Below are 26,808 nucleotides of genomic sequence, written 5' to 3'. Positions count from 1 at the left end.
CTGAGGAGATCCACCATGCCACTGACCCGCCGATCCGCGCTCGGCCTGTTAGGACTCACCACCCTCGCCGCCTGCGCCCCTTCGACCAGTACCCCCGCCACCCCCGCCGGCACCGACGGGCTCAAGGACGACGGCGTCAAAGAGTTCCCGCTGACGAGCTGGGCCTACAACGAGGCCGTCACCAAGGAGCCGCTGCAGGCCGCCGTCGACAAGTACACCGCCGCCCACGCCGGCACGAAGATCAGCACTCCGTCGTATCCGTACAACGACTACCTCAACCAGGTCCTGCTGCAGGTACAGGGCGGGCAGCTGACCGGAGCGGTGCAGCTGGACGTCGCCTGGCTGGCCACCCTCGCCGCCACCGGCAAACTCCTGGACCTCAAGAGCGTCGCCGCCGGCCTCGACTACGCGCCCGCACCCCTGGCGCTCGGGCAGTCCAAGGGCGTGCAGTACGGCCTGCCGTGGACCACTGCCGGCATCGGCCTGATCAGCAACAACGAGCTGCTCACCAAGGCCGGCGTCACCAGCCCGCCGAAGACGATCGCCGAGTTCGAGGCCGCCCTCAACGCCGTCAAGGCGCCCGGCGTCGTGCCGTGGGCCGGGATGACGAAGGTCGACCAGCTCAAGGACATCATCCCGTGGCTGTGGGAGTTCGGCTCCCCGATCGTCGACGACAGCGGCAAGATCGTGATCGGCGACGACCCGAGCATCGAGGCGCTCACCTGGTACAAGAAGCTCTACGACCAGAAACTCATCGCCCCCGACGTCAACCGCGTCGACGCCCGCGCCCTCATGTCCCAGGGCAAGACCGCGTTCTACGAGGACGCCATCGGCGGCCGCGCCGCCGTCACCAAGTCCTCCCCGGACAAGGACCTCGCCGCCAAGATGGTCCCCGTCGCCCGGCCGGTGGTCAAAGCCGGTGACAAGCCCCGGCACCTCGCCTGGGGGCAGATCCTCGTCGTGGTCAACGGCGCCGGGGCCGCCGCCGCCGCGAACTTCGCCAAGACGATCACCACCGACACGGGCTACTCGATCCCGTGGTTCACCAAGGCGGGCCTGCCGCCGACCACCAACGCCGGGCAGGCCGCCGCCGAGGTGAAGAACGACAAGTTCGCCACCGACTTCACCAGCCAGATCGGCGTCAACTCCAGCGCCAGCCCGTTCTGGATCTACCCGCAGTTCTCCCAGATGGAGAAGGTCCTGGCCGAAGAGGTCCAGGCCATCCTCATCGGCAAGAAGCCACCGAAGGACGCCCTCATGTCGGCCCGTGACCGGATGAACGCACTGATCAAATGACGCTCACCATCGCCTCCGTCGAGGCCATCGCACTCGCCGCGCCGTTCGCCGCGCTCTACGACACGGTGCCGGACTGGCTCACGACCCCCGCGTCCAGCCATCGGGTCCTGCCGCGCCTCGGCCAGTACACCACCCTGGTGCGGATCCGGACCACCGACGGCCTGGAAGGGATCGGCGAGTGCTACGGCCTGCCCGAGCCGCAGGTGACGGCGACGATCGTCGGCAAGCTGCTGGCGCCGATGCTCGTCGGGCGCGACGCGGGGGCGTCGGAGGCGTTGTGGGAGCTCATGTTCGGCGCGCAGGCCGGCGCCGGACGCACCGGCGGGTTCTACCTCGAGGCGATCAGCGGGGTCGACCTCGCCCTGTGGGACCTGCGCGGCAAGGCCGCCGGGCAGCCGGTCCACCGGCTGCTCGGCGGCCCGGTCCGGGAGTCGGTGCCGGTCTACGCCAGCCCGATCCCGTTCCTGCCGGGCGTGCAGGAGTCCGCCGAGCGCGCGCTGCACTTCCTGGAGCAGGGCTTCCACGCCATGAAGCTCAAGCTCGGCCGGGGCGAGAGCACCGACCTCGCGCACGCGTCGGCGGTGGTCGACGCCCTCGCCGGACGGGCCGCGCTGCACGTCGACCTCAACTGCGCGTACGACGTGAAAACCGCGATCCGGCTCGGCCACGCGCTCGACGGTCTCGGCGTGCGCTGGCTGGAGGAGCCGCTCGCCACGGACGACGTCGCCGGGCTCGCCGAGGTCCGCGCCGCCGTCAGGATTCCCGTCGTCACCGGCGAGAGCGAGTTCATCCGGTACGGCTACCGCGACTTCCTGCTCGCCCGCGCCGTCGACGTGGTCATGCCGAACCTCGCCCGGGCCGGCGGGATCACGGAGGCGCGGCGGATCGCGGCGCTGTGCGCGGCCTTCCACGTCACCGTGTCCCCGCACGGGGTCGGCTCGGCGGTCGGGCTGGCCGCGGCGCTGCAGTTCGCCGCGGCCACCCCCAACGTGCCGATCTACGAATACAACCGGCTGCCGAACCCGCTGCGCGACGACCTCCCGGTCGAGAAACCGTCTCTTGTGGACGGTGCGCTGCTCGTGCCGGACGGGCCCGGCCTCGGCGTCACGCTCGACGAGTCGCTCATCGCGAAATACGAGGTGTTCAGAGCATGAGAACGGTCGTGACGGGAGCAGCCGGCGGCATCGGGTCGGCCGTGGCCGCCCGGTTGCGGGCCGACGGCCACGACGTCGTGGGCATCGACCGGCAGGAGGCGGACCTCACCGACCCCGATGAGGTCGAGCGGGCGTTCAGCGCGATCGGCGACGTCTGCGTGCTCGTCACGTGCGCCGGGGTCACCGAGGGCGCGCCCGTGCATCGCACCGAGCCGGCCGACTGGCACCGGGTCATCGACGCCAACCTCACCTCCGCCTACCTGTGTGCCCGCCAGGTGCTGCCCGGGATGATGGCGGCCGGCGAAGGCGTCATCGTCACCATCGGATCCGTGCTCGGGCACACGGTCGCGCCGGGGCTGCCCGCGTACGCCGCGGCGAAGGCAGGACTGACCGCGTTCACCCGCCAGCTCGCCGTCGACTACGCCGCGCACGGCATCCGCGCCGTCAGCGTCGCGCCGGGCTGGATCCGTACACCCGCGACCACCGCAAGACTGAGCGACCCCGACGACGAGGTCCGCCAGCGCGAGGCGCACCTCGGCCGTCTCGGCACTCCGGAGGACGTCGCCGCCACGGTGTCCTATGTGGTCTCACCCGCCGCGGCCCTGCTGACCGCGACCGAGATCGTCCTCGACGGCGGCGCGTCCGCCGTGCAGGCCGCGAGCCTGCTGCGAGCCGCCCCGCGCGCCGCGCTGGGCCTTCCACCACTGTGAATCGGAGTCCACCGCCATGGCACTCACCCGTCGATCCACCCTCGGCCTGGCCGCGTCGGCCGGCGCCGGGGCCGTCCTCGGCGCCGCCTACACCCAGCCCGCGTCCGCGGCTGCCGCCGACTACGTCATCCGCCACGACCAGCCCCGGCAGACGATCTGGGGGCTCGGCGTCGAGCTGCAGTTCGACTCGATCGGCTCCGGCAACAACGGTCTGCCCGAGGCGACCACCTCGGTCCCGCACGACCTCGTCGCCGAGGAGCGCACCCGGCTCTACCGGGACATGCTGAAGGTGCGCCCCGACCGGGGATTCCGCTACTGCAGGCTGGCGCTCGGCCTGTACCTGCGCGGCCTCACCGCCGACCGGAAGAACATCGTCGGCCGCTGGCCCGAGCAGATGGCCGAGATCCGCGAGCTGATCCAGCAGTCCGCGATCGAGGGCGTCGCGGCCGAGTACTGGTCGCCGGCGCCCGCCTGGAAGTCCACGAACAGCTACATCGGCGGCACGCTCGCCTCGACGACCCCGGCGGCGCTGGACCAGTTCGGCGACGCGCTCGTGCGCGACATCGAATACCTGGAGGCCAACGGCATCCCGGTGAAGATGTGGGGCCTGCAGAACGAGCCGCACCTGACCAACCTGGCGTACTCGGCGTGCGGCTACTCCAACGAGCAGTACTACGCGGCGTTCAAGGCGGCCGCCGGGAAGATCAAGGCGCGCTGGCCCGGTATGCACATCCACGCCGACTCCAACGCCGGGCAGAACGGCCGCGGCGGCGCCCTCATCCGCGCCGACGCCACCGCGCTGTCCTATGTGGACGGCTGGAGCTGGCACCGGATCGGCGCCGACAGCAACGAACAGCTGACCGCCGGCGCGTTCACCGGCAACGCGGCCGGGAAAGTGGTCTACAACAACGAGTTCGAGTACCTGTCCGGCGGCACCAGCGACTGGCGGATGATCAACACGGCGCAGTCCATCATGAACTGGATGACGTTCCAGAACTCGCCGACCTGGTTCTGGCTGCACGCGCTCAAACCCACGTACAACTCGGAGGCGGCGGGCTACTCGCTCGGCTTCTGGCGGCCGTACGACGACAACGACTTCACCAAGAACGCGCAGATCGCCAAGGGACACTGGGACTACAACCGGCAGAACTGGCACGCCGTCGCCGGGTTCGTGCAGTACCTGCCGTGGAACTCGGTGCGCCACCACGTCGACGAGGGCACGGTCCGCTCCGACCAGCGCATCATGGCGTGGAAGACGCCGCAGGGGAAGCTGGTCTTCGCGTTCACCAACCGGGGCACGGCATCCGTCACGTACACCGTGGACACCGGCTCGACCCGGACGTTCCACGGGCAGCAGTACACGCCTTCGCAGTACAACAGCGGCCTCGGAGACAAGACGGGCCCCGTCCTGACGCTCACGCTGCCGCCGAAGTCGATCCAGTTCTGGATCGAGAAGGTCTGATGTCCTTCGACGCCCTCCTGCGCGACCGGCCGCTCGTCGCGATCCTGCGCGACGTGCCGGTCGCGCGGGCGGTCGCCCTCGCCGAGGCCGTGTGGGACAGCGGCCTCGGCGTCGTCGAGATCCCCGTCCAGACGCCCGCGGCGATCGACTGCCTGCGGGCGGTCGCCGCCGCCGGCCGCGCCCGCGGCGAGGTGGTCGGCGCGGGCACCGTGGTCTCGCCGTCGCTCGTCGCGGTCGCCGCCTCGTCGGGCGCGGCCTTCACCGTCGCACCCGGGCTCGACGCCGAGGTGGTCGCGGCGAGCCGCGCGGCGGGCCTGCCGCACCTGCCGGGCGTGGCCACGCCGACCGAGGTCCATGACGCGCTGAAGGCCGGCTGCGAGTGGCTGAAGGCGTTCCCGGCGGGCTCGCTCGGCCCCGCATGGCTGCGCGAGCTGCGCGGACCGTTCCCGTCGGCCCGTTTCGTCGCCACCGGCGGCATCGGCCCGGCCAACGCCGCGGACTTCCTCGCCGCGGGCGCCCGGGCGCTGGGGATCGGCGGCGCGGTCACAATTTCCGGCGGACTTTCCCCGTTGCTGACAGTGCTCTCCGGCGCGCGAACGCCACGTACCACGGAAAAGGTTGTATCGGATTGAGGTCTGCGAATCATCGCGGACGTCGATACTGTCATCCGGCACGGGCACCCTGACGGGGAGGGTAGTGCTGGTGAAAACGCTTGTCCAAAAACAGGATCCGATCAGTTTCCACATCGTTCTGGTCGGCGCGGCGACCGCCGGCGTCGTCGCCCAGGGCGGCTTCTACCCGCCGGGCAGGCTGCTCGTGACCGCGCTGGTCGCGGTGGCGTTCGGGCTCGCGCTGCACGCCAGGCGCGACCTGCTCCAGGGGCTCGGCCCGGTCCTCGGCACCGCCGGTGCGGTCGCCGTCTGGGCGCTGCTGCGGGGCGCGACGAGCGGCGGCCTGCCGGTCGCGGCGGCCATCACGGCGAGCCTCGCCACCCTGGTCGCGGCCGTGGCGATGGTGCGCGGCACCGGACTTGCCGCCCGGCGCTGGATCACGTCCGGCCTGGTCGGGCTCGGCACGCTGGTGGCCGTCACCGGCTGGGCCGGTGTCGCGTTTCGCCTCGAACGCTGGTCCGTGCTGGTCGAGTCGACGCTGTGGCGCGCCTCCTCCACCCTCACCTACTCCAACGCCGCCGCCGCGGTCCTCGCGGTCACCGCGCTGCTGGCCCTCGCGCTGGTCCTTGAGCAACCCACCATCTGGTGGCGGCCCTGGGCCGTCTATCTCACGCAGGTGGGGCTCGCCGCGACGCTGAGCCGGGCGGGGGCGCTCGCCTTCGCCGGGGGGCTGCTCGTCCTTTCGGCGGCCGCCGGTGTACGACCCGTGCTCCGCCATACTGCCCCGGCGTCCATCGGCGCGCTGGTCGCGCTGGCCGCGCTGGTCCCGTCGTTCCCGGTCGCGGCCTCACCGCGCCCGTTGCCGGCCCTCGGTGGCCTGCTGCTCGGCGGGGCCGTGGCCGTGCTGCTGCCCCGGCTGCGGCTGATCCTCGTCGTCCTGGCCGCGCCGGCCCTGCTCGCGGGGTGGCTGCTGTTCCCGGGCTGGGACGCCGTGCTGGCCAGGCGGGCGACGCTCGCCTCCCGCGGCCGCTCCGGCGCGACGTCCTCGGCGCTGGACCTGGTCGCCGCGCATCCCTGGATCGGCAGCGGCCCCGGACAGGGCCGGTTCTTCTGGACCGACCACACCGGCCAGCTGGTCGTGAGCCGCTGGGTGCACAACGAATACCTGCAATGGCTCGTCGACCTGGGCGCGGTCGGCCTGGTGCTGCTGCTGTCCCTCGGCGCCGCCCTGTACTTCTCCGCGCGCCGACGCGCTCCTTCACCGCTGTGGGCCGGGGCGGTCGCCGCCATCGCCGCGCTCGCGCTGCACAGCGCCTTTGACTTCCTGTGGGAACTGGCGGTCGTCCCGCTGCTCCTCGGTGTCCTCGTGGGCATCGCGAGCCCCTCCCACGGCGAAGAGTCCGCACCATCACCCAACGGGGAGGAAACATCATGAACGTCACCAAGTCGAAGCTCGGCGTCGCCGCACTCGCGATCGGCGGAGTCCTCGCCTTCGCCGTCCCGGCCGGCGCCGCCGTCAACCTCCAGTCGGAGTCCCCGGGCAACGCGACCGTGAAGATCACCAAGCAGGCGAAGCTGAAGGCCAACGGCGCCGCGACCATCGTGACCCTGAACGTCACCTGCCCCGCCGGCTGGACCTTCACCGCCTACGCCAGCGTCACCCAGGCCGTCGGCGGCATCACCACCAGCGGCAGCAACCACACCGCGGACAACACCTGCACCGGCGTGACCCAGAAGGTGAAGATCCCCGTGACCGCGTCCCCGGCCCCGTTCAAGCTCGGCGAGGCCTACGCGATCGGCGAACTCCAGGTCCGCAGCCCCAACTACTACTACGCCTACGCCAACACCGGCCGCGAGATCGTCAACGTCGAGTCCTGACCCCCTGACCAGGGGGCGCGCCACCCAACCGGCGCGCCCCCTGCCCAGATCCAGCCGGGCATTGGCCAACGTTTCACCAACGGGGGTGGCCAATGCCCGGCTGCGTTTCGCTCAGGCGGTCAGGTCGGCCGCCGAATGGACGATGGTGGGAGAGGACCGGCGGGCGGGGCGGTGGACCGCCGTGCTCTGGGGGCTCGGCGGGTTGTACGGGCTCACGCTGGCCGGCATTCTCGTCGCACTGTGGACCGGGGGCGTGGCGATCGATGTGCCGGCGGGGGTCGGCAACCTGGTGTTCGGGGGCGTCGGGCTGGTCTGTGCCGGCATGGCGGCCCGGCACGGGTGGCTTGACCAGCGGACCCGGCGGGCCTGGCGGTTCATGGCGTTCGGGTACGGGCTGGCGCTCAGTGTGCCGGTCATCTTCACCGTCACGGGGCCGGAGCCGTTCCCGGCGGTCGGGGACGTGGCGCATCTGGCGTTCGTGCTGACGCTGCTGGTCGCGGTGCAGGCGTTCCCGCTGCACGCCGCTACCCGCAACGAGCGGCACAAGCATGTGCTCGACGCGGCGACGGTGCTGGCGGGTGCGGCCATGACGATGTGGTACTTCGTCGTCGGGCCGTACATCGTGGCGAAGGGGGCGTCGGTCGGGACGGTCGTCGCCGCGGCCGCCTATCCCGCCGCTGACCTCGCGTTGCTGTTCGGGCTCGCCAAGGTGCTCCTGCGCGGGGCCGACCGGACGTCGCGGCGGCCGCTGGGCATCGTGGCCGCCGGGATGCTCGTGTACGCGGTCGGCGACGGCTACCTGGGGTACATGCAGGCCCAGACCGACCAGGTGGAGCGCACCGCGTGGCAGTTCGTCTGCTGGTGCACGACACACTTCCTGCTGGCGGTGGCCGCGGTCGAGCAGATCCGCCGGGCGAGCCGCCGGGCCGCCGACAGCACCGGGCCGCCGCGGGACGGCGGGACCAGCAGGACCAGGTTGCTGCCGTACGTGGCGATCGGCGCCGGCTACGCGTTGATGATCGTGGCGGCGGTGCGGCAGGAGCAGGCGTACCCGTGGGCGGGGCTGGTCGTCGGCGCCTTCGGCATCACCGGGCTGGTCGTGCTGCGGCAGGTGCTGGTGCAGCAGGAGAGCCGCGAGATGGCGGTCACCGACGGGCTCACCGGGCTGGCCAACCGTTCCCGCGTCCACGAGGTCCTGGGGCGGGCGCTGGAGCGCGGCGGGCGCTCGGGGCGCAGCACCGCCGTGCTGCTGCTCGACCTGAACGGTCTCAAGCAGGTCAACGACACCCTCGGGCACGAGGCGGGGGACCGGCTGCTGGTCGAGTTCGGCGAGATGATGCGCCGCAGCGTGCTCGGCAGCGACCTGGTCGGCCGGCTCGGCGGCGACGAGTTCGCGGTGGTGCTGCACGACATCGGCAAGGTCGAGCACGCCGTCGCCGTCGCCAGGCGGATCGCGGCCGCCACCGAGCAGCCGGTCGCCGCCGGCGCGCAGAGCCTGCGCGCGTCGGCGAGCGTCGGCATCGCGATCGCCGGGCCCGGCGAGTGCACCACCGACGAGCTGCTGCACCGCGCCGACCTCGCCATGTACCAGGCGAAGCGGCACACCGGCGGCACCCGCTGGCGGTGCTGGGACGGCACCCTCGCCGACGGGGTCGAGCTGTCGCTGGAGCAGGAGCTGCGCGCCGCGATCGCCGGAGGGCAGCTGCGCCTGCTGTTCCAGCCGATCGTCGCCCTGCCCAACCGTGAGGTCGCCGGCGTCGAGGCGCTGGTGCGGTGGGAGCACCCGGTGCACGGGATGCTCGCGCCGGAGACGTTCGTGCCGCTCGCCGAGCGCACCGAGGCGATCGAGGAGCTCGGCCGCTGGGTCCTGGAGCGGGCCTGCGCGCAGGCGAAGCGATGGCAGCGGCGGGTGCCGTCGCTGCAGCTCAACGTCAACATCTCGCCGAGGCAGCTGGACAACCAGGGCTTCACCGGCGAGGTACTGGCGATCCTGGACCGGGCCGGGTTCTTCCCCGGGCACCTGGTGCTGGAGGTGCCCGAGAGCGCGGTCGTCGGCGAGCCGGACTCGATCGCGCAGCTGGAGGCGCTGAGCACGGCCGGGATCCGCATCGCGCTGGACGACTTCGGCACCGGCTACTCGTCGCTGCGGTACCTGACCCGGCTCCCGGTCGACGCGCTCAAGCTCGACAGCTGCTTCGTCGCGGAGCTCGACGGCACGTCGAAGGGCTCGGCGGTCGCCCAGGCGGTGCTGCGGCTGGGCCAGATGCTGCACCTGGACACCGTCGCCGAGGGCGTCGAGGGCGAGGCGCAGGCACGCGAGCTGACGCTGCTGGGCTGCGAGAAGGCGCAGGGCATCTACTTCTCCGGCCCGGTCCCGGCCGCGGACCTGGAGCGCCAGCTCCCGGCGGACACAGTGGCGGGCTGAGGCGCTGCGAGTGATACTCGTCGCACCATGCGTGACTCTGTGCGTCTTCGTGCGGCCGTCGCACTCCTCACCGCCACGGGGGCGACCGCGCTCGGGGTGAGCGGCGCCCTCCCCGGGGCGTTCGCCGTGCTCCCCGTGGCGGCCGCCGCCGCGCTCGCCGGCACTCTGCTCGGCCTGGCGGGCGCGGCGATCTGGCTCCCGGCGGCGTTCGTGCTGTGGTGGCTGCACCCCGGTCCGGTTTCCGGCGTCGGTACGACCGGCGCCGGCCCGACGGACGCCGTGCTCTACGGGGTCGTGGCCGTCGCCGGGCTGCTGCCGGTGCTGGCGCTGCGGGGCCGGCGGGTGTGGGCGGCGCGGGGGGAGCGGATGCGGATCGAGGCGCGGGCCGCCGCCGCGGCCGCCGAACGCGCCAGGCTCGCCCGCGAGATGCACGACTCGCTGAGCAAGACCCTCGACGCGATCGCGCTCGGCGCCGCCGCCCTGCCGGGCACCCTGGCCGAGCCGGACCGGGCCAGCCGGCTCGCGGCGACGCTGCGCGACGGGTCCCTCGACGCGGCCCGCGACGCCCGGGTGCTCATCGACGAGCTGCGGTCCAACCCGGCCGACGCGCCGCTGTCCGACGTGGTCGCCGCGATCGGCCGGGAATGGTCGGTGACCAGCGGCGTCGGGGTCATCCTGCACAACGCCGACGTCGACGCCGCGCCCGAGGTCGGCATCGAGCTGTGCTGGATCCTGCGGGAGGCGCTGCGCAACGTCGCCGCGCACGCGCGCGCCGAGCTGGTCGCGGTGACGCTGACCCGGGCGGGTGGCCTGGTGACGCTGGAGGTCCGCGACGACGGCGCCGGCTTCGCCGTGCCCGGCGACCTGAGCCTGCTGCAGCGGACCGGCAGCCACGGGCTCGTCGGGATGGACGAGCGGGCCCGGGTGTGCGGCGGGACGCTGACCGTGTGGTCGGCCCCCGGCCGCGGCAGCCGGGTCACCGCGGTCGTGCCGGCCGAGCCGGTGCCGGTCGTCGCGCCGCCGTCGCGCCGGCTGCGGGTGCTCGTCGGCGCCGTCGCGGCCGCCCTGCCGCTGGCGCTGATCCTGCCGTTCAGCGGGTCGGCGGACCCGCCGGAGCTGGCCGCGCCGGCCGTGCCGACCCCGTCGGTCCTCAGTGGACAGACCGGGAGCGCCGTGCCGTCCGTCCCGCCCACGGTGGCGGCGACGAGCGTCGCACCGGCCACCACGAGATCCCCCAAAGGCTCCGCCGGTGTCCCGTCGAGCCCCGCTGCTGTTCCTGGCGTCGGCGGCGTATCCGGTACCGACGCCGCGAACGCATGCAGGGTGCGCTATTCCAAGCGGAACGAGTGGGACCCTGGGTTCGTCGCCGACGTGGTGCTCACCAACACCGGCACCCGGGCGCTGGACGGCTGGTCGCTGCGCTTCGAATACAGCTCAGGCCAGAAGCTGACCAGCTACTGGGGCGCGATCGCGACGCAGTCGGGCGCGGCGGTCGTGGTCGAGGACGGCGGGGTCACGCCGAAGGTGCCGCCGAACGGGACGGTCACCTTCGGCCTGCAGGGCACCTGGCAGGGCGCGAACCCGGCGCCGACCGCCTTCACCCTGAACGGCGTTCGGTGCGGCTGAGCCACTGCACGATCGCCTCGGTGCGGTTGTTGACGCGCAGCTTGAGGTAGATCTGGCTGACCCGGTTGCGGACCGTCTTCTCGGCCAGGTCGAGGCGCACGGCGATCGCCGCGTTGGGCTCGCCGGCCGCGATCAGCTCCATGATCTCGTGCTCGCGGCGGGTGAGCGGCTGGTGCAGCAGCGCCGGCGCCCGGTCGGCCGTGCGGTGCTGCACGTGATCGACCACGATGGACAGCGGCACCGGCGAGAGCCGGCTGTGCCCGTCGGCGGTGGCGCGGGCCGCGTCCAGCAGGTCCGCCCGCGTGTACTGACCCTCCACCAGCAGGCTGCGCGCGCCGGCCCGCAGCATCGGCACCACGTCGCCGGGCACCACGGCGAACGCGACGACCAGGACCGGCGGCCGTGGCGGCGGCAGCGTGGCGAGCGCGGTCAGCTCGCGGATCGGCGCGTGGGTGTGCAGCACGACGAGATCGGCGTCGATCCGGCCGCCGTTGAGCACGTGCAGCAGCGGGCGCACTTCGAGCGCCCCGGCGCACGGGCGCAGCAGCTCGGCGAGGCTGTTGCCGGTGGAGCTGATGACCAGGACCCGCATGCCGTCACGACACCACGGGCGGGTCGCGTTGGCAACGCTTCCCGAAACTTCCGGTGGGTGTCTTCGCGGTGTTTTTCGAGGTACGACGCGGGACGCACCCAACGGATTTGGGTGTTTCGTCGTCGGAGGTCAGGTGTTCCAGCGGCGAATCGCGCCGGCCCGGCTGGTGACGCCGAGCTTGGCGAAGACCCGGTTCACGTGATTTTCGACAGTCTTCGATGAAAGGAACAGCGTCGCGGCGATGTCCCCATTGGACAGTCCGCGGGCGATCAGGTCCATCACCTCCGCCTCGCGCTGCGACAGGCCGTGCCGCGCGGGCGTCTGGCGCACCGCGGACACCAGCACCCGCGCGGCGCTCGGCGACAGGTGCGACTCGCCGCCGGCCACCGCGCGGACCGCATGCAGCAGCTCCGCCGGGCCGAACTGGCCGTGCACCAGGAACCCGATCGCGCCGGAGCGCACGGCGTCGAGCACCGTGCGGTCGTCGGCGCTGCGGGTCAGCATCAGCACCCGGCTGTGCGCGCTGATCGCCCCGACGACCGACAGGCCGTCACGGACCGGCATGCGGTGGTCCAGCAGCGTGACGTCGGGGCGGTGCAGCCGGGCGAGCTGGAGTGCCTCGGCGCCGTTGCACGCCTCGGCGACGACGGTGAGGTCGCCGGTGAGCATCTCGCGGACGACGGCCCTGACCACGCTGTTGTCGTCGGCGATAAGGACTGTCGTCAATGCCGGGACCTCCCTGCGTGGTGTCCCGGTGTGCCACGGGACAAGCGTGCCAACGATGTTCGCCATTGTTTCGCGACGGTGTCGACATGCTTACGCTACCCGTCACCGGGAGCGCTCCCATGTGCGCCGCCACCGCTTGGGAGCGCTCCCGGTTCTGGACCGCCATCTAGAAAGGGCTTCGCATGCGTCTTCACCGAAGGTTGCTGGCCGCCGTCGCGGCCGCGCTGCTGGTGCCTCTGGCGCCGTTCGTCTCGTCGGCTCCGGCCACCGCCGCGGACCCCGCGGACTGGCTGCACACCTCCGGCAACAAGATCGTCGACAGCCAGGGCAACGAGGTCTGGCTGACCGGCACCAACTGGTTCGGCTTCAACGCCACCGAGCGGGTCTTCCACGGCCTGTGGAGCGGCAACATGACCGAGATCACCAAGTCGATGGCCGACCGCGGCATCAACATCGTCCGGGTGCCGATCTCGACCCAGCTGCTGCTGGAGTGGAAGGCCGGCCAGGCCGCCGTCCCCAGCGGCGTCAACACCTACGCCAACCCCGAGCTGCTCGGCAAGACCACGCTGCAGGTCTTCGACGCCTTCCTCGCGCTGTGCCAGCAGTTCGGCATCAAGGTGATGCTCGACGTGCACTCCGCCGAGGCCGACAACTCCGGGCACATCTACCCGGTGTGGTGGAAGGGCTCGATCACGCCCGAGCTGTTCTACCAGGCGTGGGAGTGGGTGATCGACCGGTACAAGACCAATGACACGCTGGTCGCGGCCGACATCAAGAACGAGCCGCACGGCAAGTGGTCGGAGTCGCCGCGGGCGAAGTGGGACAACTCCACCGACCAGGACAACTTCAAGAACACCTGCCAGGTCGCCGGCAACCGGATCCTCGCGAAGAACCCGAACATGCTCATCCTCTGCGAGGGCATCGAGATCTTCCCGAAGAACGGCACCAACTGGTCCTCCACCGCCGAGGCCGACTACTACGGCAACTGGTGGGGCGGCAACCTGCGCGGGGTCAAGAACTACCCGGTGAACCTGGGCAACCACATCGTCTACTCGCCGCACGACTACGGCCCGCTGGTCTACGAGCAGCCGTGGTTCCAGAAGCCGTTCGACAAGGCGTCGCTGACCACCGACGTGTGGCAGCCGAACTGGCTGTACATCCACACCGAGAACACCGCTCCGCTGCTCGTCGGCGAGTGGGGCGGCCGCCTCGGCATGGACGCGCGTCAGGACAAGTGGATGTACGCCCTGCGCGACACCATCATCGAGAAGCGCATCAGCCAGACCTTCTGGGTGCTCAACCCCAACTCCGGCGACACCGGCGGCCTGCTGCTGGACGACTGGAAGACCTGGGACGAGGCCAAGTACGCGATGCTGAAGCCGGCCCTGTGGCAGTACCAGAACAAGTTCGTCGGCCTCGACCACACGGTCAAGCTCGGCGCCAACGGGATCAGCCTCAACGACCGCTACGGCGGCGTCTCCGACACCGTCGCGCCGTCGGTGCCGTCCGGGCTGACCGTCGCCGGCACCACCGGCACCAGCGTCTCGCTGACCTGGACCGCGTCGACCGACAACAGCGGCACCGTCGCCGGGTACGACATCTACCGCGGCGCCACCAAGGTCGGCACCTCGGCCACGGCGTCCTTCACGGACGCCGGGCTGACCCCGAGCACCACCTACAGCTACACCGTGCGGGCCTTCGACGCGGCGGGCAACGTGTCCGCGGCCTCGGCCGCCCGCACCGCCACCACGACCAGCACGCCGGTGGACACCACGCCGCCGTCGGTGCCGGGCGGGCTGACCGTCTCGGGCAACACCACCTCCAGCGTCTCGCTGACCTGGGCGGCGTCGACCGACAACAGCGGCTCCGTGGCCGGCTACGACGTCTACCGTGGCACCACCAAGGTCGGGACGCCCTCGTCGACGTCCTTCACGGACACCGGCCTCGCGGCGAACACCACCTACAGCTACACCGTGCGGGCCCGCGACGCGGCCGGCAACGTCTCGGCGGCCTCCACCGCCGTGAACGGCAAGACCGCGGCCAACCCGACCGGGGTGGTGCGGGTGCAGTACCGCAACAACAGCGTCCCGACCAACGACCAGGAGATCAAGCCCGGCCTCCAGGTCGTCAACGGCGGCACCACGGCGCTCGCGCTGAACACCGTCGCGATCCGCTACTACTTCACCCGCGACAACGCCAGTTACGCCATCTGGTGCGACTGGGCCGTCGTCGGCTGCGGCAACCTCGCGACCCAGGTCGTGAACCTGCCGTCCGCCGTCAACGGCGCCGACGCGTACATCGAGGTCACCTTCACCGGTGGCAGCGTGGCGCCCGGCGGTAACAGCGGCGAGATCCAGCTGCGGGTCAGCCGCACCGACTGGCAGCCGGTCAACGAGGCCAACGACTACAGCCGCGGCGCGGGGACGTCCTTCGCGGACGCGACCACGGTGCCGGCCTTCATCGGCGGCTCCCTGGCCTGGGGCGTCGTCCCTTCCTGATCCTCACCTGACCCGGATGGGTGGCACCTCTTCGAGGTGGCACCCATCCGTTCGTTCGAGGGCTCCGAAGACATGGTGTACATCCGCTTACGAAGGGAAATATCACCATGCGCGTCTTCAAGCTCGCCGCCGTCTGCGTGGCGGCCGTGCTCGCCACCGCCGCCTGTGGAAACTCCACCGACGACGCCGCTTCACCGGCGGCCACCACCGGCGCCGCGACGACGATGGCCGCGCCGACCAGCGCCGCGGCTTCCTCGATGGACGCGCCGTTCGGGGCCGGTTGCGCCTCGGTGCCGACCGACCCGGCCAACGCCGGCAGCTTCACCGCGATGGCCAAGGTCCCCGTCGGCACCGCCGCGGCCGGCAACCCCCTGCTGAAGACCCTCGTCACCGCGGTCAAGCAGGCCAACCTCGTCGACTCGCTCAACACGCTGCCGGCGGCCACCATCTTCGCGCCGGTCGACTCCGCGTTCGCCAAGATCCCGGCCGCCGACCTGCAGAAGGTCCTCGCCGACAACAAGACCCTCACCGGCATCCTCACCTACCACGTGGTGCCCGAGAAGCTCACGCCCGCGCAGCTGGCCGGCACGCACAAGACCGTGCAGGGCACCGAGCTGACCGTCACCGGCAGCGGCACCAGCTTCACCGTCAACGGCGCGTCGATGGTCGTCTGCGGCAACGTCCAGACCGCCAACGCCATCGTCTACATCGTCGACACCGTCCTCATGCCGAAGGCCTGATCGTCGCCATGAGGCTCCGGGCCGCCCTCGCGGGCATCCTTGCCGCCGCCGCGGGGATCGCCACCGGTGAACTGTTCGCCGCGCTGGTCGTCCCCGCCGCGGGACCGGTCGTCGGCGTCGGGGGCGTCATCATCGACGCCACCCCGACCCCGGTGAAGGAATGGGCGGTGCGCACCTTCGGCACCTACGACAAGCCCCTGCTCCTGACCGGGATCGCCCTGGCGCTCCTCGTCTTCGCCGCGGTGGTGGGCGTGCTCGGAGCGCGCCGGCGGGTCTACGGACTCGCCGGCGCGGCGGTCCTCGGGCTGGCCGGTGCGGCCGCGGCCGCCAGCCGCCCCGCCGCGGGTCTGCTCGACGGCCTGCCGTCGCTGCTCGGCGGCCTGGTCGCGGCGGGCGCGCTGCTCCTGCTGCTGCGCACGTCCGCCACCACCGCGGGGCCGGTCATGCTGCTCGATCGGCGTCGCTTCCTCGGTACCGCCGCCGCAATCGCCGCCGGAGCAGCCGTCACCGGTGGCGGGGCAGCTGCCCTGCACGCCGCCGGGCGTAGTGCCGCCGACCGGTCCCGGGAGTCGATCAGGCTGCCGGCACCCGCCTCGGCCGCCCCGCCGCTGCCCGGCGGCCAGGACCCGGGGTTCGTGACCGCGAACCGCGACTTCTACCGGGTCGACACCGTCCTCACCGTGCCCCGCGTCGACGCCGCCGAGTGGCGGCTGCGGATCAGGGGCATGGTCGGGCGGCCACTGGACCTGACGTTCGACGACCTGCTGCGCCGGCCGCTGATCGAGCGGGACATCACGCTCAACTGCGTCTCCAACGAGGTGGGCGGGCCCTACGTCGGGACCGCCCGCTGGCTGGGCGTACACCTGGCGGACCTGCTGCGCGAAGCACGCCCCTCACCGGGCGCGGACCAGCTCGTGGCGCGGTCAGTGGAAGGCATGACGATCGGGACGCCGCTGGAGGTGGTGCTGGACGGGCGTGACGCGATGCTCTGCGTCGGCATGAACGGTGCGCCGCTGCCCCTGGAGCACGGCTTCCCCGTGCGGATGCTGACGCCCGGCCTGTACGGGTACGCCGGCGCCTGCAAATGGGTCACCGAGCTGGAGCTGACGACGTTCGAGGCGTACGACGCCTACTGGGTGGAGCGCGGCTGGGCGGCGCGGGGCCCGGTGAAGACCGCGTCGCGGATCGATCGGCCGCTGCCGTTCGCGCGCCTCGCCGCCGGTCCCGTCCGGGTCGCCGGCGTCGCGTGGGCGCAGGGCCGCGGGATCGCCGCGGTGGAGGTGCAGGTGGACGACGGGCCGTGGCTGCCCGCGACGCTGCTGCCGTCCCCGACGAACGACACCTGGGTCCAGTGGCGCCTCGACTGGGCCGCCACACCGGGCAGCCACCAGCTCCAGGTGCGGGCCACCGACAAGACGGGCGCGACCCAGACCGCGGACCGCGCGACACCCTTCCCTTCCGGTGCGACCGGCTGGCACACGGTCACCGTGACGGTCGCCTGATACCGCTCTTCATGTGCGTGCCGTTCAGCAGCGCTGTTCCGGTGCGTGCCGCTCAATGGCGCTGTTCGAACGCCTGCCGTTCAGTGGCGCTGTTCGGGTGCGTGCTGGTCAGTAGCGCTCTTCGTACGCCTGCCGCGACCCGCACACCGAGGCGCGGCTGCACGAGCAGCGGGACCCGTCGGCGTCCATCCGCACGGTGACGGAGTCGCGCGGCACGCTGTGCCCGACCACCCGGCCCTCGCCGCTGGGTGTGCTGACCCGGGTGCCGACGGCCGGCGCGGTGGCCTGGAACTGCTGATACAGCGGGTGTTCGTATTTGAGGCAGCACATCAACCGGCCGCAGGCGCCCGAGATGCGCAACGGGTTGAGCGGCAGGTCCTGATCCTTCGCCATCCGGATGGTGACGGGCTCGAAGTCGTTGAGGAACGTGGCGCAGCACAGGTCGCGCCCGCACGAGCCGATGCCGCCCTGGACCCTGGCCGAATCCCGCGCGGACAGCTGGCGCAGCTCCACCCGGCAGTGCAGGGTGGCGCCCAGGTCCCGGACCAGCGAGCGGAAGTCCACCCGATGGGGTGCGGTGAAATAGATCGTGGTCCGCGCGCCCTGACCGCCCGCGCCGTCCAGCACATGGTCTACTGCGACGACCTTCATCGGCAGCTCGTGATCGCGGATCAGCTTCTTCGCGGCGACCTTGGCCTCGGCCTTGCGCTTGCGCAGCAGCTCGTCGCGGCGCAGGTCGTCGTCCGCGGCCATGGCGACCAGGCGCGGGAAGCCCTCGGTCTCCTCGCTGACCCACTGCGCGGCCCAGACGCACTCGGCGACCTCGGGGCCGTCGTCGGTCGGGACCAGCACCCGGTCGCCCACCCCGGGGCGGAACTCGCCCGGGTCGAAATAGAACAGCCGCCCGTAGCGATTGAAGCTCACCGCGCACAGCATGCCCATGGCGCTCACAGTAACGCGGACCACTGGCAGTTCCATATGGCCTGCGGCTATCGCCCCTGAAAGTCCATTTTGGCTCTTTTGGGGGATCCCGTAGCTATTCCAACTACTTCGTCGTTACTAGTGCGGATGAGCCCGCAAAACGGGCCGTAACTCCGGCCGAGAAGGGCTCGTTGGGGGCAGCAGTGGCACGCCCCCCGGCGAGCTACCCCCGTACTCCCGGTCTCGGAGGACCTCAAGCATGACGTCTCCTGTTGCTTCCGCACGCCCTAAAACAGCCCGGACCTTCGCCGCCCTCGCCGCAACGGCGCTGGTCGGGGCGCTGAGCCCGGTCGCGTTGGCGGCACCCGCGGTGGCGGCACCGGCCGACGCGGCCTGCCCAGAGGGCTTCGGTGCCACCGCCGCCAGCAACACCCTCGCCCTGGGTCGCGTCGACCTGCGCGCCACCGGCCTGCCCGGCGTTGTCCTGCCCGAACTCCGCATCGCCACCACCCACTCCGGCCTCGCCGGTGGCGACCTGCGCGCCGCCGCCGACGCCCGCTACCTGCGCAGCAGCGGCGACCTGCCGGCCGGGGTGCTCGGGCCCAGGGCGTACCAGGAAGCACCACCCACCAACAGCCAGCCCGACGTCGTCAACGTCGCCGGCGTCGACCTGGGCGCGCTGCGCCTGGGCACCGGCGGCCTGCGCGCCCAGGCGTCCTGGAACAACGCCCGCCGCTGCACCACCGCCGACGGCCCGCGCGCCGCCTCCGAGGCGAAGCTCGCCGGGATCACCGTCCTGCCGGGCCGCAACGGCCGCGCCCTGCTGCGCATCAACGCCGTCGAGAGCGCCACCGTCACCGGCGTCGGCGAGGCCGGCGGCCGCCCCGCCGCGGTCTCCACCGCGACCGGCGGGATCGCCGACTTCAAGCTCCTCGACAACGGGCCCACCGCGATCGGCGTACGGGTCGTCAGCCAGCCGACGCTGCGCGCCCTCGCCGGCACCAAGAAGACGGTCGACTACACCGCCCCCGTCCTCGAGATCACGATCCCCGGCCAGGCACCGGTCCGGGTCTCCTCGGCCGGCTCCCACGTGGACGTGGTCGTGCCCCTCAACGCCGGCAGCCTGGAGGCCGCCACCGACCTGGCCCGCACCGAGAACCTCCCGCTCCTGGGCGGCCTGCCGCTGCTCGACCTGCTGACCGGCATCACCAGCGCGGTCTCGGGCGTCGTCGGCGGCGCCACGGCGATCCTGCCCGGCGCGGACCTCAACAGCCTGCTCGGCGGCCTGCCCGGCCTGCCGGCCGTCGGTGGCCTGCTCGGCTCCGGCCCCGCTGCCGCCGCGCCGCCCGCCGCCGAGAGCACCACCGCCTCCCCCAAGGGCGGGGTCGTGGTCCTGCGGGTCGAACTGGGCACGGTCGAGAAGCAGTTCAGCTCCACCGGCGTCTACGCCAAGGCCGCCTCGGTCCGCGTCAAGCTGATCGCCCGCAACACCTGGAAGTCCACCGGCGGCTACGGCCACGGCGACTCGGGCCCCGCCGACAAGACCGCCCTCATCGACCTGGGCATCTGCACCCTCGAAACGGCCGCGGCCGCCCCGAAGGCTCCCGCCGGACCCGGTGCCACCAGCAGCCCGGACGACGACGGCGGCTACGGCCCGGACGACGACGATGACGACGACGGCTACGGCGGCAACAACGGCGGCGGCACGGGCGGCAACGGCGGCCAGGCGGGCGGCGGCCTCCCCGTCACCGGCAGCAACGTGGCCCTGATGCTCGGCGGCGGCGTCCTGCTCGTCGTCGGCGGCCGCCTCCTGCAGATCCTGGCCCGCCGCAGAGCGGCCTGAAAAACCCCTTCGCCGCCCGTGCGGAGCCTGTCCTCTTAGGAGGCCGGGCCCCGCCCGGGCGGCGCTGTTTGCTGTTTCCCGCTGTGTCGCCTTCGGCGATTGGCTCGCTGCCCCACGCTTCGCGCGGGTGCTGTTACCCGCTGTGTCGCCTTCGGCGATTGGCTAGCTGCCCCACGCTCCGCGCGGGTCCCGCCGGGGGGATTCTCACCCCCGGAGCCCCCCAATGCGCCGCTCCGCGACGCACTGCCAGCGCGCAGAGCGCGCGGCAGCTTCCTACGCATCCGCGTGCCATCCCCGGAGGCTCGCCGCCGCGCTTTTCCGTGATCCGGAAGACCCTGTGCACCCCTGGGTACGCAAACTCTTCCGGATCATGGGAAGGGCGTCGGTCGGGAAGGGTGAGAGGCGCTGGGAGCGCTGGGGTGCGGGCCGGCGGGCGTTTGGGAGGGGTGTGCGGGCCGGGCCGGGCCGGGTGGTGGGCGGTGCGAGCCGGAGTGGGTGGGGCGGGAGCCGTGGGAGTGGGGCGGGAGCCGTGGGAGTGGGGCGGGAGCCGTGGGTTGGGGGTCAGGCGGCGAGGGTGGCCAGGGTGGGGGTACGGAGGTGGCGGAGGGCGGTGGCGTACTCGGCGGCTGCGGTGGCCACCCGTTCCGCGCCGAGGATCGCCTGCTCCCAGGTGCCGCAGAGGCCGGAGCCGAGCTCGATCTGCACGTCGCCGTCGTCGATCAGGAGGATCAGGTCGCCTTCGTCTTCGGTGAGGACGGTGCGGATGGCGCGGAGGTCGAGGGTGGCGATGGGGAAGAGGTTCTCGTCGTCCATGGCTGGCTCCCGTCGGCTGTGCGGCGAAGAGGGGTGGGGTGCGGCGCCGCGCGGCTCGCAGCGTCGTGGGACGGCGCCGCACCCCTGATTTGGGTGGCGCGAAACCGAACCGCCCAGCCCGGTCCCGCGCCTGGCAATACGATAGCCCAGTAGCCATAAGGCCACAATAGGCGCTGCCGATAGACATTCATATGGTCGCGGACATGATCTCCCGGAGTTCGGGCCTGGCACTCTATCTGCAGGTCGCGGACGCGATCCGGCAGAAGATCATCAGTGGCGAGATGGCTCCGGGGAGCCTGTTGCCCTCGGAGAAGTATCTGGCCGAGGAGTATGACGTCGGCCGGGACACGATCCGGGACGCCATGCAGTATCTGCGCGGCGAGGGACTCGTCGAGAGCAAGCGGGGTTACCGCAGCCGCATCCGGGCGGCCGTCCAGCGTGAGCGGGTCTGGCTGCACGAGGGCGAGATCGTGTGGGCCCGCATGCCCACCCCGCAGGAGAAGAAGGAATACGGCCTCGGCGACGGGGTGCCGGTCCTGGTCGTCGGCGACAAGGCGTATCCCGCCGACCGCTTCGAATTCGGCCGCGAGTAGGCAAGCGCCGCGAGTAGGCAAGCGCCGCGAGTGAGCAAGCGAGCACGAACGAGTGCACCGTAACGCGGATCACCCGTTATTGAGTTGATGAACGCCGCCCTGTGAACCGATGCTTGTGGCAAGCAAGTATCGGGGTAGCGCAGGGATGTGGGCAGTGGACGACCTCAGCGAGCACGCCGCCATCGGGCGGCAGGTCGGGCGGTTCATCCGTCTGTCGGAGCGGTTGTTCGCCACGCTGAAGTGGAGCGACGCGGGCCGTGGGCTCGAGCGCCCCGCGTACATGTTGCTGAGCCGGATCGCGGTCGACGGCCCGTTCCGGTTGTCGGCCCTCGCCACCGACGTCGCGCTGGACCTGTCCACGGTCAGCCGGCAGGTCGCTGCCCTGGAGACCGCGGGCCTGGTGCGCCGCGCGACCGACCCCACCGACCGCAGGGCCAGCCTGGTCGAGGTGACCGAGGTCGGCCACGAGGTGTTCGAGGAGAACCGGGCCCGCTGGCTCGCCACGTGGCAGGAGCTGCTGGCCGGGTGGACGCCGCAGGAGCGCCAGATCTTCGCCGCCCTCTTCACGCAACTCAACCAGACGCTTGCCGAAAAGCTGGAAAGCACCGAGAGGACCACCCGATGACCACCGTCGCGCCGCCGGAACACAACCGGCCGCAACTCGCCCACCGGCAGATCATGCTGCTGATGGGCGGCCTGATGACCGGGATGCTGCTGGCCGCGCTCGACCAGACCATCGTGGGCACCGCCCTGCCGACCATCGTCGGCGAGCTCGGCGGCCTCGATCACTACTCGTGGGTCGTCACGGCGTATCTGCTCGCCTCGACCGCTTCGACCCCGCTGTACGGCAAGATCAGCGACCTGTACGGGCGCCGCCCGGTCCTCCTGTTCGCCATCTCAACGTTCCTGGTCGGCTCGCTGCTGGCCGGCATGTCGCAGGACATGACCCAGCTGATCGCGACCCGCGCGCTGCAGGGCATCGGCGCCGGCGGTCTCATGACGCTCGCGTTCACCATCGTGTCGGACGTCGTCGCGCCCCGGGAGCGGGCCCGCTACCAGGGCCTCTTCGGTGCCGTGTTCGGCATCTCGTCGGTCGCCGGGCCGCTCGTCGGCGGGTACTTCGCCGAGACCGACTGGCGCTGGATCTTCTACATCAACGTGCCGCTGGGTGTCTTCGCCCTCTACGTCTGCAGCCGGGTCCTCCGGCTCGTCCCGCACACCCGGCGGGACCACAGGATCGACTACCTGGGCGCGACGCTCATGGTCGCGGCGGTCAGCGCGTGGCTGCTCGCGCTGTCGTGGGGCGGCAACGAATACGCGTGGGGTTCGGCGACCATCCTCGGCCTGCTCGCCGCGGGTGCGGTGCTGACCGCGCTGTTCATCGTCGCCGAGGGCCGCGCCGAGGAGCCCATCCTGCCGCTGCGGCTGTTCAAGCGGGCGACGTTCTCCCTGGCCAACACCGCGACGTTCATCCTCGGCTTCGCGATGTTCGGCTCGATCATCTACGTCCCGCTGTACCTGCAGATCGTCAAGGGCGCCTCGCCGACCCGGTCCGGCCTGCTGATGCTGCCGATGATGGCCGGCGTCATCGTCACCTCGATCGTCGCCGGGCGGGTCATCAGCCGGATCGGGCGGTACAAGTGGTTCCCGGTCGCCGGCACCGTGATCATGGGCTCGGGTCTGCTGCTGTTCACGACGCTGCAGGTCGACACGCCGCTGTGGCAGGCGTTCATCTACATGACCGTGATCGGCGTCGGGCTCGGCATGGCGATGCAGCCGCTCATCCTCGCCGTGCAGAACGCGCTCGACCTCCGGGACATGGGCGCCGGCACCAGCGCCGCCACGTTCTTCCGCTCGCTGGGCGGCTCGGTCGGTGTCGCCGCGCTCGGTGCGGTCATGAACAGCAAGCTGTCGGCGCAGATGAGCGACAGCGGCATGAAGGGCGTGTCGATCAACGCGCCCGCCGAGGTGCGCAAGCTGCCGCCGCAGGTCCTCGAGGCGGTCGAGCACGTGTTCGTCAATGCGCTGCACCCGGTGTTCCTCGCCGCGGCGGTGGTCGCCTTCGTCGGCACCGTGATCACGATCGCGCTGCCGGACCGGCCCCTGCAGGGCGCGGCGACCACGCCCGAAAAGGTCAGTGAGGAAGACGCGGCCGCCGAGATGGAAGCCAAGGCCGCGGCTTTCTAGCAATGCACAGGAACCCCGGAGCTACTCACCAGTAGCTCCGGGGTTCCGTTGTGAGCCAGGGCACATTAGCGTGCAGTACATGCGCAGCACGATGATGCAGACACCCCTCCTGATCTCCCGCATTCTGCAGCACGGGGCCACCGTCCACGGCGACTCCGAGGTGGTCACCTGGACCGGCGCCGAAGACGGGGCGAGACACACCTCATACGCCGAGGTCGGCCGGCAGGCCGCCCGCCTCGCCCACGCCCTCCGCGACGACCTCGGCGTCACCGGCGACGAGCGGGTCGGCACGCTGATGTGGAACAACGCCGAGCACCTGATCGCCTACCTCGCGGTGCCGAGCATGGGCGCCGTGCTGCACACGCTCAACCTGCGGCTCTTCCCCGAGCAGCTCATCTACATCGCCAACCACGCCGAGGACCGCGTCGTCATCGTCGACTCGACGCTGATCCCGCTGCTCGCCGGCGTCCTGCCGCACCTGACCACGATCCGGCACATCGTGGTCGTCGGCGACGGTGACACCGCGAAGCTGGCGAAGGACGGCGTCCAGGTGCACCGCTGGGACGCCCTGCTGGAGGGCAAGGCCGAGCGGTACGACTGGCCGGCCGTCGACGAGAACGACGCCGCGGCGCTGTGCTACACGAGCGGCACCACCGGCAACCCGAAGGGCGTCGCCTACTCGCACCGCTCCATCTACCTCCACTCGATGGAGGTCTGCATGGCGGAGAGCTTCGGCCTCGGGCCCAAGGTCCGCGACCTGTGCATCGTGCCGATGTTCCACGCGATGGCCTGGGGCCTGCCGTACGCCGCGATGATGAGCGGCGCGTCGCTGATCATGCCGGACCGTTTCCTGCAGGCGGCGCCCCTCGCGCAGATGATCGCCGTGGAGAAGCCCACGTTCGCCGGGGCCGTGCCGACGATCTTCACCGACCTGCTCGCGTACCTGGACGCCAACCCGACCGACACGTCGTCGCTGAAGGAGGTCGTCATCGGCGGCTCGGCCTGCCCGCCGGCGCTGATGCACGCGTTCTCCGAGCGGCACGGCATCGAGGTCATCCACGCCTGGGGCATGACGGAGATGTCGCCGCTCGGCTCGGTCGCCCGGGAGCCCTCCGGCGTCGACGGGCCCGAGGCGTGGGCGTACCGGTACACCCAGGGCCGCATCCCGGCGGGTGTCGAGGGCCGCATCGTCGGGCCCACCGGGGAGGTCATGCCGAACGACGGCAAGGCCGTGGGGGAGCTGCTGGTCCGCGGGCCGTGGATCACCGCGCAGTACATCGGCGAGGACGGCCCGGACCCGGACAAGTTCGAGGACGGCTGGCTGCGCACCGGCGACGTCGGCACGCTGTCGCCCAACGGGTACCTCACCCTCACCGACCGCGCCAAGGACGTGATCAAGTCCGGTGGCGAGTGGATCAGCAGCGTCGACCTCGAGAACGCGCTCATGGCACACCCGGCCGTCCTCGAGGCGTGTGTCGTGGGTGTACCGGACGACAAGTGGGGCGAGCGGCCCCTGGCCACGATCGTGCTCAGGGAGGGGCAGAGCGCCGACGCCGGGACGCTGCGCGAGTTCCTCGGCGACAAGGTCGCCAGGTGGCAGCTGCCCGAGCGGTGGTCGTTCATCGAGGCCGTGCCGAAGACCAGCGTCGGCAAGTTCGACAAGAAGCGCGTCCGCGCCGAGTATGCGGACGGCGGCCTCGAGGTGGTACAGATCAACGGGTGAACCGGACGGCGAAGATCGCGCTCATCGTCACGGGCGCGGTCATCGCCTGCATCATCGCTTCCTGTGGTGTGGTCCTGGCACTGCGTGACTGGGTGCCGGGACTCGCCGGGTGCGAGGACGTCGACACGCCGACGAAGACGGCCGTCATCACCTCGAAGACCCGCATCGAGCAGCAGTGGCCGCAGCTCGCCCCGATCCAGCAGGTGCACTGGCAGGAGCACGAGGCCCGGGCGCGGTCCTGCCCGGAGATCGGCCCGATGGACTACACGATGGACGGTTTCGCCGTGCTGACCCCGGAGCGGGCCGCGGCACTGCCGGCGACCGTTTCCGCGCCGGCTCCGGATGTACCGGAGGACCTGCGCCCCTTCGCGCCGGCCGCCCCGTCCTGGCTCCGGGTGGACGGCACCGGCCTGCTCCTGGACAAGGCGTCGGCGACCGTCTACTTCACCCGCACCACCGACTAGGCGGACTTCTTCGCGGGCGTCGCCTTCTTGGCCGCGGCCGTCTTCTTCGCCGGGGTCGCCGTCTTCTTCGCGGGCGTCGCCTTCTTCGCGGGCGTGGCCTTCTTGGCGGCGGTGCGCTTGATCGGCGTCGCCTCGGCGACCTCGTCGTCGTCGCCCTCCTCGGCCGCCGCGGCCTTCTTCGCGGCAGCCGCCGTCGGCTGCTTCTTCGCGGCGGAAGCGGCGGCCGGCGCGGCCTCACCGCGCGCCGCCTTGGCCCGCTCGACCGACGCGCGCAGCGCCGCCATCAGGTCGACCGCGGCGGCCGGCGCCTCCTCGGTCTCCTCCGGCTGCACGACCTCCCGGCCGGCCACCTTCGCGTCGATGACCTCCTGCAACGCCTCGCGGTAGTTGTCGGTGTAGGTGGACGGGTCGAAATCGGCCGCCATCGACTCGATCAGCGAGCCGGCCATCGCCAGCTCCGCCGGGCGCGCCGACACGTCCTCGTCGAGGATGTCGAACTTCGCCGCCCGGATCTCGTCGGGCCACAGCATCGTGTTGAGGACCAGCACCTCTTCGCGGACCCGCAGCGTTGCGAGCTGCTCGCGCTGCCGCAGCGCCACCTTCACGATCGCGACCCGCTCCGTGTTGGTGAGCGCGTCGCGCAGCAGCGCGTAGGGCTTCGCGGCCGTCTTGTCCGGCTCGAGGTAGTACGCCTTGTTGTAGAGGATCGGGTCGACCTGCTCGGCGGGCACGAACTCCAGGACCTCGATCGCCCGGCTGGTCGTCAGCGGCAGGTCGGCGAAGTCCTCGTCGGTGAGGATCACCATTTCGCCGCCGCCCAGGTCGTACCCCTTGGCGATGTCGTCATAAGCGACCTCTTCGCCGTCGATGGAGCAGACCCGCTTGTATTTGATCCGTCCGCCATCGTCGCGGTGGACCTGGTTGAAGCGGATGTCCTTCTCCTCCGTCGCCGAATACAGCCGGACGGCGATCGACACGAGCCCGAAGGAGACCGCGCCTTTCCAGATCGCGCGCATGGGGATCCCTTCCACAGCGTGTTGACCT

The 26,808-nt window shown here is 71.6% G+C and carries 23 protein-coding genes and 1 pseudogene; 19 read left to right on the top strand and 5 right to left on the bottom strand.

Annotated features, from left to right (window positions below):
* Positions 1-15 precede the first annotated feature (15 nt).
* The 9 genes from ACZ6TV_RS09645 (at position 16) to ACZ6TV_RS09605 (ending at position 11,162) form a co-directional block, all read left to right on the top strand.
* Positions 16-1,296, top strand: coding sequence for an ABC transporter substrate-binding protein (locus tag ACZ6TV_RS09645; protein ID WP_465296726.1), 1,281 nt, complete (start codon positions 16-18; stop codon positions 1,294-1,296).
* Positions 1,293-2,450 carry a mandelate racemase/muconate lactonizing enzyme family protein gene (locus ACZ6TV_RS09640; protein WP_465296725.1) on the top strand — a complete coding sequence of 386 codons (1,158 nt, stop codon included), beginning with the start codon at positions 1,293-1,295 and terminating at the stop codon, positions 2,448-2,450. Before ACZ6TV_RS09645 ends, ACZ6TV_RS09640 begins: the two co-directional genes overlap by 4 nt.
* Complete coding sequence (locus tag ACZ6TV_RS09635; RefSeq protein ID WP_465296724.1) at positions 2,447-3,160, top strand: SDR family NAD(P)-dependent oxidoreductase; 714 nt, start codon at positions 2,447-2,449, stop codon at positions 3,158-3,160. Before ACZ6TV_RS09640 ends, ACZ6TV_RS09635 begins: the two co-directional genes overlap by 4 nt.
* 16 nt (positions 3,161-3,176) lie before the next feature.
* Positions 3,177-4,622 carry a glycoside hydrolase family 30 beta sandwich domain-containing protein gene (locus ACZ6TV_RS09630; RefSeq protein WP_465296723.1) on the top strand — a complete coding sequence of 482 codons (1,446 nt, stop codon included), beginning with the start codon at positions 3,177-3,179 and terminating at the stop codon, positions 4,620-4,622.
* Positions 4,622-5,254, top strand: a complete 633-nt coding sequence (locus ACZ6TV_RS09625; protein WP_465296722.1) for a bifunctional 4-hydroxy-2-oxoglutarate aldolase/2-dehydro-3-deoxy-phosphogluconate aldolase — start codon at positions 4,622-4,624, stop codon at positions 5,252-5,254. The genes ACZ6TV_RS09630 and ACZ6TV_RS09625 overlap by 1 nt, the downstream gene beginning before the upstream one ends.
* Positions 5,255-5,324: 70 nt before the next feature.
* Positions 5,325-6,668 (top strand): hypothetical protein, encoded by a 1,344-nt coding sequence (locus tag ACZ6TV_RS09620; RefSeq protein ID WP_465296721.1) that lies wholly within the window; start codon positions 5,325-5,327, stop codon positions 6,666-6,668.
* Positions 6,665-7,111 carry a hypothetical protein gene (locus tag ACZ6TV_RS09615; protein WP_465296720.1) on the top strand — a complete coding sequence of 149 codons (447 nt, stop codon included), beginning with the start codon at positions 6,665-6,667 and terminating at the stop codon, positions 7,109-7,111. The genes ACZ6TV_RS09620 and ACZ6TV_RS09615 overlap by 4 nt, the downstream gene beginning before the upstream one ends.
* Before the next feature lie 142 nt (positions 7,112-7,253).
* Positions 7,254-9,536 carry a putative bifunctional diguanylate cyclase/phosphodiesterase gene (locus ACZ6TV_RS09610; RefSeq protein WP_465296719.1) on the top strand — a complete coding sequence of 761 codons (2,283 nt, stop codon included), beginning with the start codon at positions 7,254-7,256 and terminating at the stop codon, positions 9,534-9,536.
* A gap of 39 nt (positions 9,537-9,575) precedes the next feature.
* Entirely contained in the window at positions 9,576-11,162 is a 1,587-nt protein-coding gene (locus ACZ6TV_RS09605; protein ID WP_465296718.1) for a cellulose binding domain-containing protein, read from the top strand.
* Here ACZ6TV_RS09605 and ACZ6TV_RS09600 read toward each other — a convergent pair.
* A complete protein-coding gene (locus ACZ6TV_RS09600) occupies positions 11,134-11,754 on the bottom strand; it encodes a LuxR C-terminal-related transcriptional regulator (protein ID WP_354783614.1) in 621 nt (206 codons plus the stop codon). The genes ACZ6TV_RS09605 and ACZ6TV_RS09600 overlap by 29 nt on opposite strands.
* Before the next feature lie 129 nt (positions 11,755-11,883).
* On the bottom strand, positions 11,884-12,480 hold the full coding sequence (locus tag ACZ6TV_RS09595) for a response regulator (RefSeq protein ID WP_465296717.1): 597 nt from the start codon (positions 12,478-12,480) through the stop codon (positions 11,884-11,886).
* A 182-nt stretch (positions 12,481-12,662) separates the two neighbouring features.
* On the opposite strand from ACZ6TV_RS09595, the pseudogene ACZ6TV_RS09590 reads away from it, so the two are divergent.
* The 4 genes and pseudogenes from ACZ6TV_RS09590 to ACZ6TV_RS09575 form a co-directional block, all read left to right on the top strand.
* A pseudogene (locus tag ACZ6TV_RS09590) lies at positions 12,663-14,486 on the top strand (cellulase family glycosylhydrolase); the annotation flags it as partial.
* 15 nt (positions 14,487-14,501) lie between these two features.
* Complete coding sequence (locus tag ACZ6TV_RS09585) at positions 14,502-14,978, top strand: cellulose binding domain-containing protein (RefSeq protein WP_465297007.1); 477 nt, start codon at positions 14,502-14,504, stop codon at positions 14,976-14,978.
* A 107-nt stretch (positions 14,979-15,085) separates the two neighbouring features.
* Complete coding sequence (locus tag ACZ6TV_RS09580) at positions 15,086-15,718, top strand: fasciclin domain-containing protein (protein ID WP_465296716.1); 633 nt, start codon at positions 15,086-15,088, stop codon at positions 15,716-15,718.
* Entirely contained in the window at positions 15,715-17,220 is a 1,506-nt protein-coding gene (locus ACZ6TV_RS09575; RefSeq protein ID WP_465297006.1) for a molybdopterin-dependent oxidoreductase, read from the top strand. The genes ACZ6TV_RS09580 and ACZ6TV_RS09575 overlap by 4 nt, the downstream gene beginning before the upstream one ends.
* A gap of 108 nt (positions 17,221-17,328) precedes the next feature.
* Here the strand turns inward: ACZ6TV_RS09575 and ACZ6TV_RS09570 are convergent, their stop codons facing one another.
* The gene (locus ACZ6TV_RS09570) at positions 17,329-18,162 is read right to left on the bottom strand and encodes a PSP1 domain-containing protein (RefSeq protein WP_465296715.1); all 834 of its coding nucleotides are present in this window, start codon (positions 18,160-18,162) and stop codon (positions 17,329-17,331) included.
* Positions 18,163-18,400: 238 nt separating this feature from the next.
* Here ACZ6TV_RS09570 and ACZ6TV_RS09565 point away from each other — a divergent pair, with 238 nt between their 5' ends.
* Positions 18,401-19,984, top strand: a complete 1,584-nt coding sequence (locus ACZ6TV_RS09565; protein ID WP_465296714.1) for a hypothetical protein — start codon at positions 18,401-18,403, stop codon at positions 19,982-19,984.
* 561 nt (positions 19,985-20,545) lie between these two features.
* On the opposite strand, the gene ACZ6TV_RS09560 is transcribed toward ACZ6TV_RS09565, so the two are convergent.
* Positions 20,546-20,797, bottom strand: coding sequence for a hypothetical protein (locus ACZ6TV_RS09560; RefSeq protein WP_465296713.1), 252 nt, complete (start codon positions 20,795-20,797; stop codon positions 20,546-20,548).
* A 203-nt stretch (positions 20,798-21,000) separates the two neighbouring features.
* On the opposite strand from ACZ6TV_RS09560, the gene ACZ6TV_RS09555 reads away from it, so the two are divergent.
* From ACZ6TV_RS09555 to ACZ6TV_RS09535, 5 genes are all read left to right on the top strand, one after another.
* Positions 21,001-21,390 carry a winged helix-turn-helix domain-containing protein gene (locus ACZ6TV_RS09555; protein ID WP_465296712.1) on the top strand — a complete coding sequence of 130 codons (390 nt, stop codon included), beginning with the start codon at positions 21,001-21,003 and terminating at the stop codon, positions 21,388-21,390.
* Between the two features lie 154 nt (positions 21,391-21,544).
* On the top strand, positions 21,545-22,015 hold the full coding sequence (locus tag ACZ6TV_RS09550; protein WP_465296711.1) for a MarR family winged helix-turn-helix transcriptional regulator: 471 nt from the start codon (positions 21,545-21,547) through the stop codon (positions 22,013-22,015).
* A complete protein-coding gene (locus ACZ6TV_RS09545; protein ID WP_465296710.1) occupies positions 22,012-23,577 on the top strand; it encodes an MDR family MFS transporter in 1,566 nt (521 codons plus the stop codon). Before ACZ6TV_RS09550 ends, ACZ6TV_RS09545 begins: the two co-directional genes overlap by 4 nt.
* A 79-nt stretch (positions 23,578-23,656) precedes the next feature.
* Positions 23,657-25,300, top strand: a complete 1,644-nt coding sequence (locus ACZ6TV_RS09540; RefSeq protein WP_465296709.1) for a fatty acid--CoA ligase — start codon at positions 23,657-23,659, stop codon at positions 25,298-25,300.
* On the top strand, positions 25,297-25,764 hold the full coding sequence (locus ACZ6TV_RS09535) for a hypothetical protein (protein WP_465296708.1): 468 nt from the start codon (positions 25,297-25,299) through the stop codon (positions 25,762-25,764). Before ACZ6TV_RS09540 ends, ACZ6TV_RS09535 begins: the two co-directional genes overlap by 4 nt.
* Here ACZ6TV_RS09535 and ku read toward each other — a convergent pair.
* A complete protein-coding gene (gene ku / locus ACZ6TV_RS09530) occupies positions 25,761-26,780 on the bottom strand; it encodes a non-homologous end joining protein Ku (RefSeq protein ID WP_465296707.1) in 1,020 nt (339 codons plus the stop codon). The genes ACZ6TV_RS09535 and ku overlap by 4 nt on opposite strands.
* Between the last annotated feature and the right edge of the window lie 28 nt (positions 26,781-26,808).

It is taken from the genome of Dactylosporangium sp. NPDC051087, from assembly GCF_055586325.1.
The sequence above is the reverse complement of the archived record's forward strand: the minus strand, read 5'-3'. Positions and strand labels throughout refer to the sequence as shown.

Coding starts and splice junctions, on each gene's coding strand:
- ACZ6TV_RS09645 (WP_465296726.1), top strand. CDS start 16: ATGCCACTGACCCGCCGATCCGCGCTCGGCCTGTTAGGACTCACCACC.
- ACZ6TV_RS09640 (WP_465296725.1), top strand. CDS start 1,293: ATGACGCTCACCATCGCCTCCGTCGAGGCCATCGCACTCGCCGCGCCG.
- ACZ6TV_RS09635 (WP_465296724.1), top strand. CDS start 2,447: ATGAGAACGGTCGTGACGGGAGCAGCCGGCGGCATCGGGTCGGCCGTG.
- ACZ6TV_RS09630 (WP_465296723.1), top strand. CDS start 3,177: ATGGCACTCACCCGTCGATCCACCCTCGGCCTGGCCGCGTCGGCCGGC.
- ACZ6TV_RS09625 (WP_465296722.1), top strand. CDS start 4,622: ATGTCCTTCGACGCCCTCCTGCGCGACCGGCCGCTCGTCGCGATCCTG.
- ACZ6TV_RS09615 (WP_465296720.1), top strand. CDS start 6,665: ATGAACGTCACCAAGTCGAAGCTCGGCGTCGCCGCACTCGCGATCGGC.
- ACZ6TV_RS09610 (WP_465296719.1), top strand. CDS start 7,254: ATGGTGGGAGAGGACCGGCGGGCGGGGCGGTGGACCGCCGTGCTCTGG.
- ACZ6TV_RS09600 (WP_354783614.1), bottom strand. CDS start 11,754: ATGCGGGTCCTGGTCATCAGCTCCACCGGCAACAGCCTCGCCGAGCTG.
- ACZ6TV_RS09580 (WP_465296716.1), top strand. CDS start 15,086: ATGCGCGTCTTCAAGCTCGCCGCCGTCTGCGTGGCGGCCGTGCTCGCC.
- ACZ6TV_RS09570 (WP_465296715.1), bottom strand. CDS start 18,162: ATGGGCATGCTGTGCGCGGTGAGCTTCAATCGCTACGGGCGGCTGTTC.
- ACZ6TV_RS09565 (WP_465296714.1), top strand. CDS start 18,401: ATGACGTCTCCTGTTGCTTCCGCACGCCCTAAAACAGCCCGGACCTTC.
- ACZ6TV_RS09560 (WP_465296713.1), bottom strand. CDS start 20,797: ATGGACGACGAGAACCTCTTCCCCATCGCCACCCTCGACCTCCGCGCC.
- ACZ6TV_RS09555 (WP_465296712.1), top strand. CDS start 21,001: ATGATCTCCCGGAGTTCGGGCCTGGCACTCTATCTGCAGGTCGCGGAC.
- ACZ6TV_RS09545 (WP_465296710.1), top strand. CDS start 22,012: ATGACCACCGTCGCGCCGCCGGAACACAACCGGCCGCAACTCGCCCAC.
- ACZ6TV_RS09540 (WP_465296709.1), top strand. CDS start 23,657: ATGCGCAGCACGATGATGCAGACACCCCTCCTGATCTCCCGCATTCTG.
- ku (WP_465296707.1), bottom strand. CDS start 26,780: ATGCGCGCGATCTGGAAAGGCGCGGTCTCCTTCGGGCTCGTGTCGATC.